This window comes from Microbacterium invictum, from assembly GCF_014197265.1.
In the GTDB taxonomy this organism is placed as follows: domain Bacteria; phylum Actinomycetota; class Actinomycetes; order Actinomycetales; family Microbacteriaceae; genus Microbacterium; species Microbacterium invictum.
Window position 1 is genome coordinate 2,769,777 of the sequence record NZ_JACIFH010000001.1, and the last position, 18,032, is coordinate 2,787,808.

Genomic DNA, 18,032 nt, shown 5'->3' on the forward strand with positions numbered 1-18,032 from the left:
TCAGAGCGGGGTGACCGCGTTCGCCCACACCCAGCAGCGCAACTCTCGGTCTCCGACCGTGAACTGGATGCCGCAGGCGACGTCATTCCACACCACGACGACCGCGTCCACTTGAGTCGGGTGCGGACCGAACCGTACCCACGCCCGGCACTTCCGGGGCTTCGGGTCGCGCGTCTCGGGCAGTTCATCGGCACGCCTCTCGGCCCGCGTCAGCGATTGCAGGGGGCTCTCGGTCGCCAGTCGCTGGAGGATGCCGTTGTCCATCCGTCGGTCGATCGCGGCGGCGTAGCGTCGATTGGTCCCCACGCGGAGCTGGCCCTCTCTCCGGCCGATGAAGATTCGGATTGCTCTTTCAAAGATAGAACAACAATTCTAGACTGTGTAGCCATGAAGGCTACTCCGATAGAACATGACCTGACGCTGTGGGTCGAGGGCGACGTGCCGACGCGCATGTTCTATGCGGGCCGACGATGGACCGTCACCGACACGCCCACGCGGCTGCGCGACTCGATCTGGTCCGTCCAGGCCGGTCATCGCGGTGGTCTCTATGGCTGGCGCTTCCAGGCCACGGACGACGCCGGTGACAGCTTGGTCTTCGACGTCTATCCCGACGCGGATGGTTGGCACGTGCACCATACGTACGCCTGAATGGGCCCGATGTCAAGGTGCCCCGGTCAGTGCTCCCGGTTCTACGGCGGCGACGCTGAAGATGGCGATCCACAGCAGGACGGTGTTCACGACCAACACGAAGATCTGTGAGGCAACCGGCTGTGCATTGTTCTTGTCGGTCAGGCTCTGCCAGAGGATGAACCCACCGAAGGCCAGCGCGATCAGCAGCGAAACCCAGAGCCGTGTTCCGGAACCGGTGACGTTGCTGACGATGAAGTTGAGGATGACGCCGGCGACCACCGCGACACCGGGGTAGGTGATGTTCTTCGGATCGAGATAGGTGAATTGCTTTGGTGCATCTGCCGCGATCCCGATGTCCGGTTTCGGGTACGCCAGAAAGTCTCGAAGTGCCATGATGATCCCCAGTCTCCTTCGTCTCCGCTCCATTGCGGATCGATGACGCCAGGGTATTCCTCGAAGGCGGTGTAGGGATAGACCACGACCGCTGCACGGCTCCCTGGCATGCTTGCCGTTCCACGGCAGTGCGGGCGAGAGTACGATGACTCTCGCCCGCACCTGTTGATGGGTCAGCGAGCGAACCCTGCGCCGACGGTCTCCGCCGGTGCGGCTTGCGGCCCCGTTGCAGCGGGGCCGTTAGCTTTTGGGCTGCGGTCGATCCCAACGTCGGCGAACTTGAGCGAGGCGCCGACGTTCTCGGCGATCACATCGCGCGTCTCCCGGGTCTGACCGGACTCCTTGTCGGTGTAGGTGCCGAATCGGAGCTCGCCGGCGACCACGACGCTGTCGCCCTTGCGGAGCGACGCCGCGACGTGTCGTGCCTGCTGGTTGAACACGACGACACGGTGGAAGACAGTGCCGGCGTCCTCCCACGTGCCGGTGGTCTCGTTCAGTCGTCGGTCGTTGATGGCGATCCCGAACCGGGCCCAGTCGGTGCCGTTGTCGCTGCCGCCGTGTTCAGGGTCACTCGTGAGGTTTCCCTCGAGGGTGACGGGGATTCTGGTGGTCATGGTTCCCTTCCTTTCCGGTGTGAGGCGCAGCTGCGCCTCAGTTTCCGTGGGCCTGGCTGGTCCACGTGTCCCATTCCTGCTCGTCGGTCGCCGACTCCCAGGTGCGCGGCTTGCTCGGCCGGTGGCCGTTGTTGCACCCGCCCCCGTAGGCGCGAGAGATGCGGGGGAGTGCGATCGCGAGACGTTCGTGCCAGCCGATCGGACCGAAGCCGGTGTCGCTGTCGTCGAACGCAGCCTGGTGGGCGATGTGCAGCGCAGAGAGCTCTTCGACGAGCCCTCCGTGTTTCCACCAGCATTGAGGTATGACGCTGACGGCAACGTTGTAGCGGACGGTCATCCACTCGACCCACTCACGCAACCGGACCCAGGCATCGGCGGCATCGTCATCTGCGAGGCCGCGCCAGTTGATGATGCGCGCGCCGAGGGGCTCTGACGAACCGTGCCGGTCGCCGAATCCGAACCCGGCGAGTTCGCGGGCCAGCAGAGCTTCGACCTCGCCCTGGTCAGACATGGCCATCCTTCCGGGTGAGTTTCCCCCGCAGTCGGCTGAGAGCCAGTTGCGACGCATCGCGCCGCGACCGCCCCTTCGCCAGCACGGCGTCGCGGTCGAGAAGCCGGTGCAACAGCTCATGACAGTACGGGTGCATCGGAACGAGATCGTCGTGTTTCTCGAACGCGACCCAGCTCCCGTCGCGGCGGACAACGCCCCGGTAGTCGAGGTGATGGAGCTCGAGGCTGGCCCTGCTACCGGAAACACCGCACGCGGCGCAGACAAGTGGGCGGCGAAGCCGAGCGTGGTGCGTGAACCACCGGTCGCGGCGGGCGTGCCAGGCGGGCGAGCGGAGGAACTCGCCGCGATACGCGTTTCGGTAGCCGGATCGGCGCCGATTACTCATCGGCCACCTCCACCGGCTCGACCACGGGCTCGGATGCCGGTGCCGGTCGCTCGACGCTCTGGAACACGTCCTGCTGCTCGGACTCGGTCGCGCGCTTCCCGGTTTGGATCGCGCGAGCGTCGCGCCGTTCGTCCCACCCGGCGAGGTCGAGGAGCACGCTTCGCCGGTTGCGGTAGGCGAGAAGGCCGAGATTCGGCGGCATCCGCCGAATCTCGTCCACCGACATGAGCGGCAACCGTTCGTTCTGCTCGGACGTGTGATGGCCGGTCTGCTGGGTCGACCAGGACCGCTGGGTGCGGCGAGTGTCTCTGGTTCCGAGCAGCGCCTCGATGTCGCGGAGATGGTCGACGTGCGATGCACCGCCGAGGAGGACCTTTGCGGTGGCGGCGGCCCAGATGGTGTCGGCTTCGGCCCGGGACCAGGCGGTCTCTGCCTGGCTGAGGGCTTGGAGGACCACGAACGTGCAGATTCCTCTGCCGCCGCCGTCGGCCATGGTGCGGGGGAGGTTGCCCCAGCGGAACATGTTCGCGATCTCGTCGAGGATCAACCCCAGCGGCTGATGAAGCCTCGACCCGGAGGAGGCGAGGGCCTTCTTGCGCGCGACTTCGACGATGTCGTCGAGCAGTGCGCCGAGGAAGCCGCCCATCGCGGACGCGCCGGACGACGAGCCGATGAGGTACAGGGTGTTGGCCGATTCCAGGAAGGTGTGCGGGTCGAAGATAGGGTCGCCGGGGCGGGGGAGGAGTGTGTCGCGGATCTGCGGGACGGCGAGTGGTGCGACCGCGCCCTGCACGCCGAACCAGATGGAGGAGACGAGCTTCTCGTCTCCGCTGATGGTCGCCTCGAGCGCGTCGCCCCAGCCGGGGGCGCCGTCGGAGCGGAGCACGTCGACGGCGGCCCGGGCGAGGGTGGGGCTGGACCCCCAGTCGTAGACGTCGGCGATCGATCTGCCTCCGACGGCGGCGGCGTGCAGCAGCCGGCCGAGGACGACGCCGGATGCCTGGGCCCACTCTCCGTTGGTGGTGGACGACCCGAGGGCGGTGCCGGTGATGATCGCGTCGCCGCGCTGCATCGCGACCAGCGGGTCTTCGCAGCCGGCGAGCGGACTGATGCGGATCGTGTCGCGGACGCCCGCGAGCCCCTGCGGGTCGAAGACGTGGACGTCGCCGCGCTGCTGCCGCATCCGCATCGTCGCGGTGAGGTTGTCGTTGGTGGTGGAGGTGGTGATGAGCGGGCCCGACCAATCGAGGATCGCCGAGATCAGAACTCGGTACCCCTTGCCCGACCGGGGCGGTCCTTCGAGCGCGACGGAGTCTTCGATCGAGACGAACACGTCCATGCCCCGGGACCTGCCGACCCGCCACCCGACGTCGGTGGGTGCCGGATGCCGCAGCCCCGGGCGCAGCTGGCCGGCGCGGCGCAGCACGGCCCGAGCCGACAGGTGCGCGCGGATCTCGGAGGCCGGCGCGAAACCGGGGCGGGCTCGCAGGTCGGTGAGGAACCACTGGTCGGACTGCCGGTATCGCTGCCACAGCATCCACCCCAGACCGGCGAGGGTGATTAGCAGGAGTGCGAGGACGAGGTCGGCCACCCGGATCTGCCACACCGGCAGGTCGCAGCCGGCCGGCGCCGCATAGGCGGTGGGGTCGCCGGTGGTGGCCAGGACGAGTCCGGAGAAGATGCCGGCGGGTTCGGGACGTGCGCCGCAGATGAGGTGAGTGAGGGTCTCGGCGATCAGGTTGAGCGCGAAGCTCAGCACCAGTCCGATCGCGACGAGGACCGCGATGACTTTTCCCCACAGCCCATCGTTCATGATCCGTCACTCCTCAGAGCCCGTCGGCAGCCGCCGCAGCGACGCGGAGCCACGCATCTTTGGTGGCGGGTCGGAGGTTGTCGAACCTGAGCTGCCCGGATTTCAGTGCGGGGTCGAACGGCACCGTCTCCACTGCCCGTACGAGCCCGTCGAACCCGGCCGCGATCGTCCGGACCGTGCCGGCTTCGGCGGGCTCGGACTGGGTGACGACGACCACGGCGTTCTCCGCGAGGGCGGCGGAGCGTTCGTCGCGACCGCGCAGCGCCTCGAGGAGAAGCGCGGCGGACTCTGCGGATTCCGGCGCAGCGAGCGTAGAAAGCACCAGCTGCCCGGTCGAGTCGATCATGCGGATCCACCGGTCTGCGGATTCGTCGTTGCCGGAGTCGAACACGACGAGCCGGTAGTATCGGGCGCCGACCTGACGCAGCAAATCGAACTGGGCGCCGTCGAGGCGTTGATCGGTGGCGAGCAGCTCCGGGTTGGAGCGGAGCACGTCGTACCGGTCGGCGCCCTGGTGGTGCACATAGCGGGCGATGTCGCTGATTCCGGCGGTGGGGGCGAGGAGGTCGTCGGTCCGGGGAAGCAGGTCGCGGACGGTGGTGTCGTACAGTCCGGTCTCGGTGCGCCAGCCCAACGTGCCGCGGGTGTCGTTGTTGTCCCAGGCGAGCACATTCCCGCCGCCGTGGCGGGCGTAGACGGCGGCGAGCATCGCGGTCGTCATCGTCTTCCCGACGCCGCCCTTGCCGTTCACGACCGCGATGGTGCGGCATCCCGCCCAGTGCCGGGACACGGCGTCGACCCACCCAGCCCGCGCCGTTTCGTACGCAGACCGCTCGACGGGCACGCCGAGTCTTGCGAGCAGGCCTCGCCATCCGGACTGCGCGGCCACTGCCGGGCCAGGGTCGCTGATGAACGAGATCCGCTCCTGCTCCACGGGGTGCACCGCTGCGTGTGACCCTCTGCGGGTGGCGGCGGTGGGTGCCGTGTCGGGGGCGGATGCCGGGAGCTCGGATGCCGCGGGTACAGCGCCCGTGGCATCCGCTCGCGCAGTCTTCTCGACGGCGGTGAGCGCGCCGTCACCGGTGACGAGGAGGTGGTGGTCGCCGCGGTCGCCACTGGTGACCAGCTCGACGGGCCCGCCGGTACGGCGAGCTTCATCGGTCGCACGCCGGATGATGGCCTGCCGGATGTCGCCGTCGCCACCGGCGACGTGTTCGCGTCGCCCGTCGGGTGCAGTGAAGATCGCGACCCCATCGGTGACGGTCGCGTAGGTGCGGGGGTGCTCGGTGAGGGTCATGACATCTCCTTCATGGTGTTCAGCCAGCCATCCAAGTCCGCATCGGCGGCGGCGCGGCCCTGGGCGGGCTCGGTCACCTCGGGCCAGAGTGAGTCCAGCTCGCCGCTGGTGAACGGATCATCCGGCGCTCCCGGGCTGAGAGCGTCGTCGGTCTGGAACAGGTCGAACTCCCACGGGGTGGAGGTGGAGAAGCAGTCCACGAGGTAGGAGTACTGGCCGACGTAGGCGATGAACTCGCCCTTGCGCAGCTGCCGCGCCATCTCCACATGTGGGGCGGGCATGTTCAGCCGCTGCCCGAGCGCCTGCTGCTCTTGGTGGTTGGAGCGGAAGATGAACTTGTTCTCGATGTCACCGACGATCGAGTAGGCGAGGTTGCGTTCTTGCGAGTCGGCTTCGCCGACGGCGTCGAGGTCGCCCATCTTGTGCAGGATGACGATGTTGCTGATCCCGTAGTGGCGGCTGAGTTTCAGCCACTGCTGGTACATCTGCAGCGACGCGAGCGAGGTCATGTCTCGCCACCCCTCCTCGCGGATGACGTAGCGGGTGCGGCGTGCGGAACGGTCGGAGACGACCGCCTGAATCCACGCGGTCGTGCACACCTGCGTCAGCTGAGCGACCAGGTCGCCGCGCGCGAACAGCTCTGACGTGTCGACGACAACGATCGGCGCCTGCTCATCGAACGAGACCGTCGATTCGTCTTCGAACAGGCCCGACAGGTCGCCGTCGACGAACCGGCGCAGCACGAACCGGGGTTGCACGGCTGCTTCGGCGAGCCGGAAGTCGCCGGCCTGGTCCGCCACGATGATCCCGAGCTGTTCATACACGCCACGCAAGGTCGGCATGTCGCGCGTGGCGGTGATGCACCGGTGGAGGGCATCGTGGATCGCCGCGTGCTCGACCGCGGTCAATCGGGTGCCGCCGAGAGCCATCTGCACGAGCGATATCAGGGTGGCGATACGGCGCTGCTTGACCATCTGCTCGTGCTGTTCGTCGGTCGCCGACGTGCGCCGCGGGCCCCGGTCCAGAGGGTTCAACCGTGCCGTGGTTCCGCCGCCGAGTCGGATCACGGTCCCGCCGGGGATCGCCTCGGCCACCGCGACCCATTCCCCTTTCGCATCGGAGGGGACGACCGCGCAGTGTCCGAACGCGATCGACCGGGTCACCAGGGTCTTCACGGTGGCGGACTTGCCCGACCGGTACGCGCCCAGCACGAGCACATTGGTCGAGAACGTGCCCCGGTCGGACGTGTCGGCGTAGGCGTCCCAGGGGGAGAAGTGCCAAAGCGCATCGGCATTCAGGTCGACCCCGACGATGGGGCCGGCGTGACCGAGGCCTGCGTCGGCGACGAAGGGGTAGATGCCGGCGATGTGCTGCGATGTCGCCTGATGGGCCGGCACCACCGCGGCCCCGAGATTCCAGTACCCGCCTTCGGCGATGCCCGGCCCGAACGCTCCCGCGACGGCCGGCTCGGGCAGCGCCCGCTCCCGCCTGGTCGAGGGGGTGGGTGAGCCATTACGAGAGGCGGCCGCGACCTCGCGGCGCAGCGCACGCCGGCCGTTCCGGTCCAGGTCGCCAGGCTCGAACACGAACGCGCTGCGGGCCATCACTTCATCCCCAGCCCGACCGGGAGCGCATTGACCAGGAGAGCTTCGGCTTGCTGGCAGTAGAGGATCTGTCCTTCCATGCCCGCGCGGGAGAGGGCATTGCGCGCGCCGGCGACGGCGAGGTCGAGGTGTTCGTCGTCGGATGCGGTGATAGTGAGGTATCCGCCGTAGCGGAACTCGCCATGTCCCCCCACGATCTCCTGCTCCTGCTTCTCGAGGGCGCGCCAGTCGGCGGCGTCCGCGGCAGATCCGTCAGCGCTGCGCTTGGCGCGCAACTTTTCATTTCCCCGCCACACCTTCTTCTCGTCCCGGATGCGCTTGAGTGCCCGGTTCACCGGCACCGGGGTGAGGATGAGCGAGAAGATGTGGGTGACGGCTTCCCCTGTTCCTGGCTGCCGGGCGAACACGAGTGGGGACACGAAGCCGACGGGGGCGTCGGCGCGGGGCCATTCGTGGACCCACATTGTGGTGTGGACGCCGCTGTCGGTGTAGACGACACCGTTACGGCCCTTCGGCTCTTCGAGGTACATTGGTCCGATTCCCGCGGCATCCACACCGGCATCCGCTCCGGTGCGGTTCTGCACGGTTGCGGCGTACGCCGGGTCGAACGCCACCCGGGCGAGGGCGGCGATCTCCCGCGGGTCCAGCCATCGCCGCACTTTCACGCGGGCTGCGGCCAGAGCGTCGGCGAGGTTGCCGGCCTCGATGACAGCAAGCGCGACAACGGCCTCCTTTCCGCCGCCGAGCGACTTCAGCTGTGCCCCAAGCGCCACCAGATCGAGGGTGAAGGTGAGGTAGTTGCGGTGGGCGACGGCGAACTGCTCCGCCCGGTCCATCACCTCCGAGTAGTTCTTCGCCACCGGCGACGCAGCACTCAGATCGTGGCGAGCCCGGACGGTGTCGTAGTGGTCGCGGGCGGGGCGGATCGTGGTCGGGAGCGTCCGCTCCTGCAGCGTCACCCGTTTGATCCCGGGTCGCTGTGTGAAGGACGCGAGCACCTGTGACCATTGTTGGGCGAGGTCGAATCGTTCTGGGGTGTCTTGCATGAGGAATCCCTGCACCTCGAGCTCCGCGGTCACCGACACCGTCCGGTTGCGCGGGTCGTAGACGCACGCCATCCCGTCCGCCTCCCACAGTTGAATCGACGCCCGCACGCCCGGCAGGTTCAGTGTGCCGGCCAGATGCGTGCCCTCGGGACGGTACCGATGTGTGGTGGCGCCGACGGTGTGCCGCAGCTGTTTCATCACCCACATGCCCGCGATTCGTGGTGCGGAGATCCCATGGATGGTCGCGATCGCCGCCGCCCCCAGGCCCAGGTACAGCGGCGCCGAGTACAGCAGTCCGAGCGGCCCGAACCGATTCACCGCGATCAGCAGGATCAGCCCGGCGGCGGCGAGGAACCCGAGTTGCCATCCGTCCAGACCAAGCACGACGCCCTGCCGCGAGCGGCGGGGAAGTCGGACCGGACGAATGTGCTCGAGCGGTGTGCTGGTCATGACTCATTCCTTCCACCCGCGGCAGCGGGGGCACTGGCTGGCGGCGCGGATGCCGCGGGCGTACGTGATGACGATGACGGCGGGGCCGTCGTCGAGGTCGAAGAGCGTGCGGTGCTCGTGCGGACGGGCGTCGACGCGCCGCGCACGGACGATGCCGCACCGGTCCTTGATGCCGCGGAAGTCGCGCGCGCGGTCCCACCGGATTGCGATGCGCCCATCCCGGCGGGGGTCGCACCCACTCGGCTGGGGATTGAGATGGCGGTGTGGGCGCCGCGAGAGACCATGCCGCCGGCGTGCGATGCCGCGGCCGATCCGATCGAGTCGGCCGCGACGCCGCCGACGAAGCTGAACAACCCGAAGATCGCGAACGGCGCGAAGGCAACGAGCACGAGACCGACCAGAAGCGGCCACGACTGCGGATCCCAGATCGTCTGCACTCCCGCGAGGCCGTTGATGATGAGGGTGACGAACCCGATCGTGAGCGGACCGGTCAACAGCAGCACGACCACGGCCGACACATACCGGACGACCCACTGCGGCCCGATGCCGCGGACGGGGAACACCATCCACGCGATGGGACCCACCATGATCAGTGCGGCCAGCACGATGTTGCGGAACGCGAAGACCAACATGAGCAGGAGCATGGCGACCATCAGCAGCCCATGGATGATGAACGCGAAGAAGTAGTTTGCCTCGCCGCCGGCCCAGGTCACCTTCTGCAGAGTCGCGAACAGGGTGACCACGCCGTCTCGGCCCAGGATGTACCAGGTGAGGTCGTCGATCGCGTTCAGCACGTGTCCGATCAGCCACAAGGTCAGCGAAATGGCCGGGACGGCGATGAAGCTTCGGACAATGGCGCCGACCAGTTCGCTGCGGTCCCCGGAGACGACTGCTGAGGTGATCGCCCACACCATCGAGACGAACAGCACGATCAGTACCGCCCACGCCCAGAAGGACCACTCGCCGGTCGCGGCGTCCCAGAGCGCGGTCGTCGTGTCGAATCGCATGTTCTCGGCGACCGTGAACATCATCGCGGTGGCTCCCAGTGCCATGCCGCGACCGGCATTCTCGAAAGTCATGCACACGACATCGCCGAGACTGCAGCCGTACGCCACGATCGCCTCGCGACCGCCCGCGGACCGCACCGCATTCTCGTGCCCAGCGAATGTGGTGCACACCGTGGTGTTCTCATCGCCGTAGATCACCCAGCGGAAGCACTTCTGCGCGCTGATCTGCGCGGCATCATCGGGCGTGCAGGTGACTTGCCCACCCGACTCTCGGCAGTTGACCGGGAATGCGGGCCCTGACCATGACTCCCCCGAGACTTCTACAGCCATGGGGACCGGTTCGGCCGCGAGGGCAGGAGTGAGCGCGCCCACGCCGGCGAGGATGCCGACGACGGTGCCGATGATGAGGGCGCGCACGGTTCGCATCAGAAGCCGAAGTCGAAGTTCACGAACCACTGAAACAAGCCGCTGGCGGCGCCGAGGACCGCGGCCGCGATGAAGATCCACATGATGTTCTCGCCCGCCCAGGTGCGCACCCGATCGGACGCCAGCCCCCGGAAGGCGAGCGCGGCGCCGGCGACGATCAGCATGATCAGCACCACCAGCAGCGCGCCGGCCAACACGTACGAGGCGATCACTTGGAGGCCGGCGAAGAACGGTGCAGAGAAGTCCGGTTCGATGTCAGGGACGTCGACGTCCACTGGCGCGTGCAAGTTCAACATGAAGTGCTCCTTACCTCAGAGGGAGGCCGCGGGCGGCCATGAACGGTTCGGGATCGATGGCGACCCCGTCGAACTGGACTTCGTAGTGCAGATGACAGCCGGTGGACTTTCCGGTCGACCCCTCGGCGCCGAGCGGGGTGCCCGCGACGACGTGCTCGCCTACGTCGACACGGAGCGAGTCCCAGGCCATGTGGCCGTATAGGGTGACGACGCCGCCGCCGTGGTCGATGCGGACCGTGTTTCCCCATCCCGGCATCGAACCGGCATTGATCACCTCGCCCGGCCCGGCGGCGTATACAGTGACCCCGCAGGGCTGGTCCATGTCATAGCCGAGGTGGTCGGACGGGCAGTAGGCGCAGCCTTTGACGGGGTGATAGCCGAACCCCCGGCCGGTCGAGTAAGAGCCGGCCAGTGGGTAACCCCATTCGCCCTTCGCCACGGGGAGGTCTGGTGGGCTGTACTCGGTGACAGCGGTCGATGCCGCTTGCCCGGCGACCGCCAGCGGGATCGCGACGAGCGGGGTCACCGCCACCGCGATCGCGAGGACGATCAGCAGGACCAGCCCTGCCACCGCTTTCCGACCGGTCCTCGTGTTCGCGAGGGCAGAGACTGCGACGGCCGGGGCGCCCATGTCAGCTCTCCAACGGCTCCGTGAAGAATCGCACCAGCTTGCAGTCCCCAGCCCGCTGCGATGTGTTCGGGCTGGGAACGGAGTCTGCCCCGCACAGCACCTGCACGCTCACGCGCGCGTCTTCGGTGTAGGAGGATTCGGCTCCGGTGCCATCGGTCTGAGTGAAGGTCAGCTCGACGTCACCCGTGGCGATGCGCATCTGCGCGGAGGCGTCCTCGGGAACCTCGGCGAGGGCGATGTCGCCGGAAACGTCCGCTTCCACCCGCCCGTCCTGCCCCGCGAGAGAGTCCCACACCTCCTGCGGAGGGACTACGCCCTGCCGCAGCTCGAGTTGAGACGCCTTCATGGTTTCGGCGCGATCCGCCTCGCTCTCGTAGCGGGTGTCGGGAGTGAACCAGGTGTCGAGGTAGGCGAGCCATTCGTCGCGAGAGCTCCGCGTTGTGTCGAACGTGGATGCCGCAGCCAGCACCGCTTGAACGTATGTCTCGGCATCCGTGGTGATCGGCTCCGGAACCCACCCGCGCTCCGCGACGGAGGCGTCGACCACGTTGCCGGGCGGTGCGGTCGTCGGCGCGGAGGCAGTGGGGTTGGGCTGAGGCGTGGGATCCGAACTGGCCGGCGGCGTGACCGTGGCATCCGGCCCGCGAGACGTGACCGCACCGACGATGATCGCGATGATGCCGGCGACCAGCACCAGACCGCCGATGACTGCCCAGGTAGTTCTGGCGACCCGCGGGTTGCGTGCGGACATCATCGCCGCACCTCCTCTCGGCGGCCCGAGGACGGGAGTGTTCTCGCGTGACGCCGTAGCCTCACGCTAGGCATGCGGTGGGGAGCGTCGGGGGCGAGGGGGCTCATCCTGTGGATAACTGCCGCGTTGGAAAAGAAACTTATCCGGGCCGCGCACATCGCGTCTGTAGGTCGTTTGGGGGACACCGTCACGCGATGAAGCACCGGTGCGGCGGGAGCTTCGGTCGAGACCATGAGTGAACGGTACAGCCGTTCACGACAAAAGTAAACGGATAAAGCATCCAGGTTGCTTGTGTCGATACGCGTCGGTGAGGCACAATCCTGATATGCCCAAGTACGCGAAGCCCGCCGGCGGTGAGGGCGCCGAACAAGCCATCTCGGTCTTCGGCAGTTATGTGAAGTCGGCCGCCATCCGATACTTGCGGCAGCACCCGAACGTCACGCGGAAGTCGATCGCCGAGGCACTCGACCTGCCGCCGACCACGTTCGTGGCCTATCTCGGTGAACTCGAGGACGCCGGGCTGATCCTCGCGAACCCGCCGCGAGGTGAGCGCCGCAAGGGGGAGTGGCCGGTGTATCGGGTGAACGATGCGGAGGTCACGGCGTTGTATCTGCGGCTTGGGCAGGAGCTCGGGGAGATCTGAAGCTGGATCGGGGAGCGCAGAATTGTGCGGGCCTCGTCGCTGAGAACGATCAGTTAACCCTCTTCCGCCGGCCTGACGATAACTGCGCGCGAGGCCGTCCTCGCGGCCCTCAACGAGGTTGTTCGATGGTATCTCGCAGAAGAAGAACATGACCTGGGTTCGTGAGGGGGCGTTGAGTTCGTCTGGCTCATCGTTGTTGGGGTGCGCTCCAGCTATCGACGGCGACCCAGTCGTGTTGTCCGAGTGAGACTACGTCCACATCTCGACCAGATCGAAGCTCACGGCCGCGGAGGGTCAACGTGACGTGCTCGGTGCCGTGGTTGATAGCGAACAACACCTGTCCGCGGGCGATGACCTCCACCCACTCGGATAGCCCCGCGAGGAGAGGAACGACTCGCGCCTCGGCTGCCAACCAACCCATGAGCCGCTCCATGCCCTCGTCGTCGGGGATGGTGGCCAGATAGTACGCGCGCCCGGCGCCCACGTCTCGCGAGGTCAATGCAGGCATGCCCCGGTTGCGCCCGTCTACGAACGTGCCGAGAACAACTGCATCTACGGCGTGAATGACTTCCGCCAAGTACTCACCGCGCAGCTGACCCGCCGGGGAATCGACCGTGGCCGCGTTCTCGCCAGGCCCCGCGGATGAACGCGAGACTGCTGCGGTGTCTCCGGCGGATGTGCCGCTCGACTGCTGAGCGGGCGGGAGGAGTGCCCCGAACTCTTCGAGCGTGATTCCGAGGAGTTCGCCCAGGCTTCGGAGATAGCCGGTGGCGCGGAATCCATCTGTCTCGTCCACGACATCGGTGAACGCCGCGAACAGAATTTGCCCACCCTGCTCGACGTAGTCGCTGACGTTGCGGGCGGACTCGTCGGTGAGCAGGTAGAGGTGGGGCGCGATGACCAGGGAGTAGTCGCTCAGGTCATGCGACGGATGAACGATGTCGACAGGGATGTGCTGTCGGTGCAGCGCGTCGTACCAGCGTTGGACGAGCGCGAGATAGTCGAGTTCGACGGGATGGTCCCGGTTGCTGATAGCCCACCAGTTCTCCCAGTCGAAAACGACGGCAACAGGCGCCCTCCCGGTGTTGGCTGCAAGCGCAGGTAGAGCGCCAAGTGTCTGCCCGAGATCAAGGACTTCACGCCAGACCCTAGTGTCGGTGCCGGAGTGTGGCAACATGCCGGTGAGGAACTTCTCGCTCCCTCGCCGAGACTGACGCCATTGGAAGAACATGACGCCGTCGGCGCCACGAGCTACCGCCTGCGCGGAAAGCGCGGCAAGTTGGCCCGGGGCTTTCGGCGCATTGCTCGGCCGCCAGTTGATGGCGCTGCTCGCCTGCTCCATTAGGATCCACGGGACACCCGGCTTCAGTGAGCGCATGAGGTCGCGGGTGAAGGCGGATCTGCGGAACGATTCTGGGTCGTTCGGGTCCGGATAGTTGTCGTCGGAGATGAAGTCTAGTTCGGGCGCCCACCTCCAGTAGTCGGCAGCGGGGAACGCGCCCATGAAGTTGGTCGTGATGGGCTGGGTCGCGCCTGCGGCGCGGATGATGTCCCGCTCGGCCTTGTACAAGTCGAGGAGCGCGTCGGATGTGAAGCGCTTGAAGTCGAGCACACCGGCGGAGTTCGGGCTGTACGGCATCGAGCGCGGAGGAACGATCTGTTCAAACGACGTGTAGCGCTGCGACCAGAAGTCCGTTCCCCACGCTTCGTTGAGCGCGTCGATGTGGCGGTAGCGCTGATGCAGCCAGATGCGGAATGCGGCTTGGGCGTGGTCGGAGTAGTCCGCGTGAAGGTGGCAGCCGAGCTCATTGTTGACGTGCCACATGACGATGGCGGGATGGTCGACGTAGCGCTTCACCAGCTCAGTGACGAGCTCCTCTGCGAGCCGCCGGTAGTCAGGAGACGTCGGCGCGTACGCCTGCCGGCTTCCCGGCCAGAGGATGGCCCCCTCCGCCGTGCGGGGCAGCATCTCCGGGTACGCGCTCGTTGCCCACGGGGGCGGGGACGCGGTCGCGGTGGCCATGTCGATCTGGATGCCACCTGCATGCAGAAGCTCGATGATTCGGTCAAGCCAACCCCAGTCGAACTCGCCCTCCGCGGGCTGGATGCGGGACCATGCGAACACCCCCAGCGTGACGGTTGTCACGCCGGCCTCCTTCATCAGGCGGATGTCCTCGGGCCAGACCTCCTCGGGCCACTGTTCGGGGTTGTAATCGCCGCCGTAGTGCAACGTGCCTCCTTCTGTTGGGTGTGACGCTGAGCGCGCGGGTATCGGTCGGTCATCGCAGGGGTGAAGCGCTACTCCGAGTTCGGTGTCGCGGACCGAGTCGCGCACTTGCGTTGAGACATACCGACGCGGGGTCGGGCCGCAGCCCTAGGCCGTTGGCTGCCACGGGCCGTTCGGGTCTCCCGGCTGCTGGTTGCGCGTCCACCACTTCGCTACGAAGCGCTTGCCGTCGAACGTGACGGCGTCGCCCGCTACGAAGATGCGCGAGGCGGTCCAACTCGCGACCCCGTCGACCTGACGGAACTCTTGCCAAGGGCCGTTGGGGTCGCCTGGCGTCTGGACCTGTGTCCACCAGGACGCCAGCCACGCCGCGCCGTTGTAGATAACCCAGTCCCTGGCCACGTACGTCGCCGTAGCTGTCCACGCTCGAAGGACACGCAACGTCACAGCGTCGCTGACCACGGGGTGGTCCGCGGAGGTCAGACCAGCGTTGACCGTTACCGTGGCCACCTTATCGCCGGGCTGCGCTGACGAGAACCCGGAGACGTTGTATTGCGATGCGTCGAGCGCGTGCTTCGAACCATCAGCTCGGGTCGCGGTGACGGTCAGCGTTGCCGCGTCCAGCGTCTCGCCCAGGGCGTAGACATCCCGCGTCGTGCTGACGTCGATGCTCTGGACCGCCGAGACGAGTGCGTCCCGCGAGGTGGTCAGTGACGCGAGCGTCGCGTCGACAGCCGCCTGGGTCGCAATAGCGGACTGCAGAGTCGCTTCTGCATCCGTTCGCGCTTGTGCGAACGGCGCCCACGTGGGCGACGAATAGTCTGCGCTGGCCTCGCTCGCACTCTCTTCGAACGCGGTCCGAAGAGCTGCAGTGTCGACCGCTTGACGCACAAGTGACAGCCCGTCGATTCGCACCGCTTGGTTCCCTCCGACGCTGCGGGCTTCGACAGACACCTTGGCGGTGCCGCCGCTGAGCGCGATGTCCCCGAGTTCGACGGACGCCCAGCCGGTCGTGGGCTGGTTGATGTCGAGCGTGTACGACTGCCCCTCGGCTCCGGTCACGACGACGCGGGCATACTCGAGCCCGGCGGCGGTGTTCACCTTCGCTGCGAATCGATAGACGCCGTCGGGCAAGGTCAGGTCCTGGGAGACGGACCCGGAGAAGGCCTCCGCGTTGGCGAGTCGCAGCGCGAAGCGGGACGCATCTGCGCCGGGGCTGGGGTTGCTCACGAACGCGGCCGGCGACCCGTCGTCGACCTTGGTCGTCCAGCCCGTGAGCTGATTCACTGACACGCGGTCGGCCGCGAAGTCGGGGTTGAGGATGTAGTTGTTCTGCGGGCCTACTCGCCACTCGCCGGTGACGGCGTTGAGCTCCCAGTTCGACAGCGAGTTGAATGAGAGACTTCCCGCATCCGCCGAGATCGGCGCCCACTGGTTGTACCCGAGTCCGTTCCAGGCGAAGTCCGCCCAGCGGTCGCCCGCGTAGATGACCGTGTCCTTCTCGGTCCCCTTGACCGTGATGAAGAATCCGGTCTGGGACACGTGGCTGTAGTCCTTCTCCGTTCCCGGCAGGGTGTATTCGGCCGAGTAGGCGCCCTGGATGTTGCTGGTCAGGGATTCGATGACGTGGTTCACCGACGAGTTCCACCCGTGCAGGTCGCTGGTCAGCATGTAGTACTTGCCGCCGAGCTTGAACATCGCGTTGCCCTCACGACCCGCGGCTACGTAGCCGACGAGCTTGCCGGGCTCGATGGTGAGCGAGTCGGCATCGGAGATCTTGCTGACGAACGCGTTCGCCCGACCGCTACTGTTCGAGAAGATCAGGTAGTCGGTGCCGTCGTCGTCAGTGAAGACAGTCTGGTCTCCGGTGGACCGCGTCGGGGAGTTGACGATCTGCGGCTGGATGTTGGCGTAGTCGAAGTCGTCGGTGGGCGAGTCACCCTGAAGGAAGAGCACGAACCCGCGCTGAGCGCCTGACGGGTCGAGATCCGTTCCGCTCTGAATGAGGAGCGTGTACTTACCGGTGTTCTCGTTGTAGGCGACGCCGAGACGGCCGAGCCAGATTGCGTCCGCAAGGTTCTTCATCTGCGCGAAGTAGTGACCCTTCGACTCCGGGATGGTGAGCGGCGTCTCCTGCGTGGCCACGTCGTTCTCGAACTTCCAGTTGACCAGGTCGGTCGACGAGTAGACGGGAATCGACTTGAACGTAGACGTGGAATACACACGGGACGGGTTCGCTCGATACGCCTCGGCTTCGACGTAGTGGACGCCGTACCAGTAGTACGTGTCCCCGAATCGGAACACGCCGCCGCCCTGAGAGTAGATGGGGTTGCCATCGGTGTCGGTCCAGAAGCTGTTGTTCGTAATCGAGTGGAACTCGCCGGTCGAGCTGACGACCAATGCCCCCGCGGTGTCCTGCAGGTTGTTCTTCGCGGTCAAGACCTCGGCGCGCGTCGCGTCGCCGTCGGCCGCAACGTTCTGTGCGGTTTGAAGAGCGTTTGCGAACCCCGTCCACGCGTCGGGTGTGTAGGAGCTCGGCGTGCGCGTGACGTAGTCACCAATCAGGTCTCGGAGTCCACCAACTTCGACCAGCGCACTTGAGGCAGCGCGGAGAGCAGCGATGGCCTCGTTGCGCTGTGCGGTCGTTCCACCGGTGCTGAGCAGGACGGCGCTGTTCAGCGCACTCGCGAAGGCGGGCCAGGAAGCCGCCGTGAAGTCAGTCTCGAGGAGCGCTGAGCCCTGCTTGATCAGCGCTGGCAGATCGTCGAGTATCTGAGGCTCCTCGGTCAGTTCCGACGTGAAGACGGCCGAGGTGTGGTCGATGAATCCGCCCTCGACTTCCACTCGCAGGGTGTGCCGGCCCTGAGGAATGCCATCGCGGGTGAACAGGACGCGCGGAGTGGTGATGCGGGCAGCGCGGTAGTTGACCGTTGCGATCTCGACATCGTCGAGGAAGACGCGGCCGATGCCATGGCCGGTGTTGGTGAGCCCGGTCAGGCTGACGGAGTTGCCGACGAAGACGATCTCGAACGACGCGCCCGTCGTGGCGTAGTGGCTGCGGGAGGTAGAGAGCCAGCCCGACGAGTAGTAGGTGTGGTTCAGGGTGCCGCGCGTAGTGGTCGTCGTCGCGTGACCGACGGTGACAGTCTCGGTCGCAGCATGAGCTGGCGGAGCGATGAGCAACGCCAGGAGGACAGCGAGCGCGGCGGCGACGGCGAGCACCGGACGCGACAGTTTTCGAGGGGCTGCGAGAGCACGAGACATGGCAGACGGGCCTACTTCCTTGGAGTCGTTCTGCGTGTTTCTTA

General features: G+C 66.8%; 16 protein-coding genes. 2 read left to right on the plus strand and 14 right to left on the minus strand.

The genetic code is table 11. The features are described 5' to 3' along the window. Positions 1 to 306 (minus strand): hypothetical protein, encoded by a 306-nt coding sequence (locus BKA10_RS12920; RefSeq protein ID WP_183500255.1) that lies wholly within the window; start codon positions 304 to 306, stop codon positions 1 to 3. Between the two features lie 81 nt (positions 307 to 387). On the opposite strand from BKA10_RS12920, the gene BKA10_RS12925 reads away from it, so the two are divergent. Beyond that, positions 388 to 648, plus strand: coding sequence for a hypothetical protein (locus tag BKA10_RS12925; RefSeq protein WP_183500256.1), 261 nt, complete (start codon positions 388 to 390; stop codon positions 646 to 648). A gap of 12 nt (positions 649 to 660) precedes the next feature. Here the strand turns inward: BKA10_RS12925 and BKA10_RS12930 are convergent, their stop codons facing one another. The 11 genes from BKA10_RS12930 to BKA10_RS12980 all read right to left on the minus strand — a co-directional run bounded on the left by BKA10_RS12930 (position 661) and on the right by BKA10_RS12980 (position 11,857). Further along, on the minus strand, positions 661 to 1,023 hold the full coding sequence (locus tag BKA10_RS12930; protein WP_183500257.1) for a hypothetical protein: 363 nt from the start codon (positions 1,021 to 1,023) through the stop codon (positions 661 to 663). Positions 1,024 to 1,196: 173 nt separating this feature from the next. Beyond that, positions 1,197 to 1,637, minus strand: a complete 441-nt coding sequence (locus tag BKA10_RS12935) for a single-stranded DNA-binding protein (protein ID WP_183500258.1) — start codon at positions 1,635 to 1,637, stop codon at positions 1,197 to 1,199. 37 nt (positions 1,638 to 1,674) lie between these two features. After that, positions 1,675 to 2,148 (minus strand): hypothetical protein, encoded by a 474-nt coding sequence (locus BKA10_RS12940; protein WP_183500259.1) that lies wholly within the window; start codon positions 2,146 to 2,148, stop codon positions 1,675 to 1,677. Between the two features lie 377 nt (positions 2,149 to 2,525). After that, a complete protein-coding gene (locus tag BKA10_RS12945) occupies positions 2,526 to 4,346 on the minus strand; it encodes a type IV secretory system conjugative DNA transfer family protein (protein WP_183500260.1) in 1,821 nt (606 codons plus the stop codon). A gap of 13 nt (positions 4,347 to 4,359) precedes the next feature. Beyond that, positions 4,360 to 5,643 (minus strand): ParA family protein, encoded by a 1,284-nt coding sequence (locus BKA10_RS12950; protein ID WP_183500261.1) that lies wholly within the window; start codon positions 5,641 to 5,643, stop codon positions 4,360 to 4,362. Next, positions 5,640 to 7,247 (minus strand): putative type IV secretion/conjugal transfer ATPase, encoded by a 1,608-nt coding sequence (locus BKA10_RS12955; RefSeq protein ID WP_183500262.1) that lies wholly within the window; start codon positions 7,245 to 7,247, stop codon positions 5,640 to 5,642. The genes BKA10_RS12950 and BKA10_RS12955 overlap by 4 nt, the downstream gene beginning before the upstream one ends. After that, positions 7,247 to 8,743, minus strand: coding sequence for an SCO6880 family protein (locus BKA10_RS12960; protein WP_183500263.1), 1,497 nt, complete (start codon positions 8,741 to 8,743; stop codon positions 7,247 to 7,249). Before BKA10_RS12960 ends, BKA10_RS12955 begins: the two co-directional genes overlap by 1 nt. Beyond that, positions 8,740 to 10,176, minus strand: coding sequence for a hypothetical protein (locus BKA10_RS12965; RefSeq protein WP_183500264.1), 1,437 nt, complete (start codon positions 10,174 to 10,176; stop codon positions 8,740 to 8,742). The genes BKA10_RS12960 and BKA10_RS12965 overlap by 4 nt, the downstream gene beginning before the upstream one ends. After that, positions 10,176 to 10,472, minus strand: coding sequence for a hypothetical protein (locus BKA10_RS12970; RefSeq protein ID WP_183500265.1), 297 nt, complete (start codon positions 10,470 to 10,472; stop codon positions 10,176 to 10,178). Before BKA10_RS12970 ends, BKA10_RS12965 begins: the two co-directional genes overlap by 1 nt. A gap of 10 nt (positions 10,473 to 10,482) precedes the next feature. After that, complete coding sequence (locus tag BKA10_RS12975; protein ID WP_183500266.1) at positions 10,483 to 11,043, minus strand: M23 family metallopeptidase; 561 nt, start codon at positions 11,041 to 11,043, stop codon at positions 10,483 to 10,485. 61 nt (positions 11,044 to 11,104) lie between these two features. Beyond that, positions 11,105 to 11,857: a hypothetical protein gene (locus BKA10_RS12980; protein WP_183500267.1), complete on the minus strand. Its 753-nt coding sequence runs from the start codon at positions 11,855 to 11,857 to the stop codon at positions 11,105 to 11,107. Between the two features lie 322 nt (positions 11,858 to 12,179). Here BKA10_RS12980 and BKA10_RS12985 point away from each other — a divergent pair, with 322 nt between their 5' ends. Beyond that, entirely contained in the window at positions 12,180 to 12,497 is a 318-nt protein-coding gene (locus tag BKA10_RS12985) for a winged helix-turn-helix transcriptional regulator (RefSeq protein WP_183500268.1), read from the plus strand. Between the two features lie 187 nt (positions 12,498 to 12,684). Here BKA10_RS12985 and BKA10_RS12990 read toward each other — a convergent pair whose 3' ends face one another. Beyond that, entirely contained in the window at positions 12,685 to 14,727 is a 2,043-nt protein-coding gene (locus BKA10_RS12990; protein ID WP_241740153.1) for a beta-galactosidase, read from the minus strand. Positions 14,728 to 14,871: 144 nt separating this feature from the next. Continuing rightward, complete coding sequence (locus BKA10_RS12995; protein ID WP_183500269.1) at positions 14,872 to 17,988, minus strand: family 43 glycosylhydrolase; 3,117 nt, start codon at positions 17,986 to 17,988, stop codon at positions 14,872 to 14,874. Positions 17,989 to 18,032: the final 44 nt, after the last annotated feature.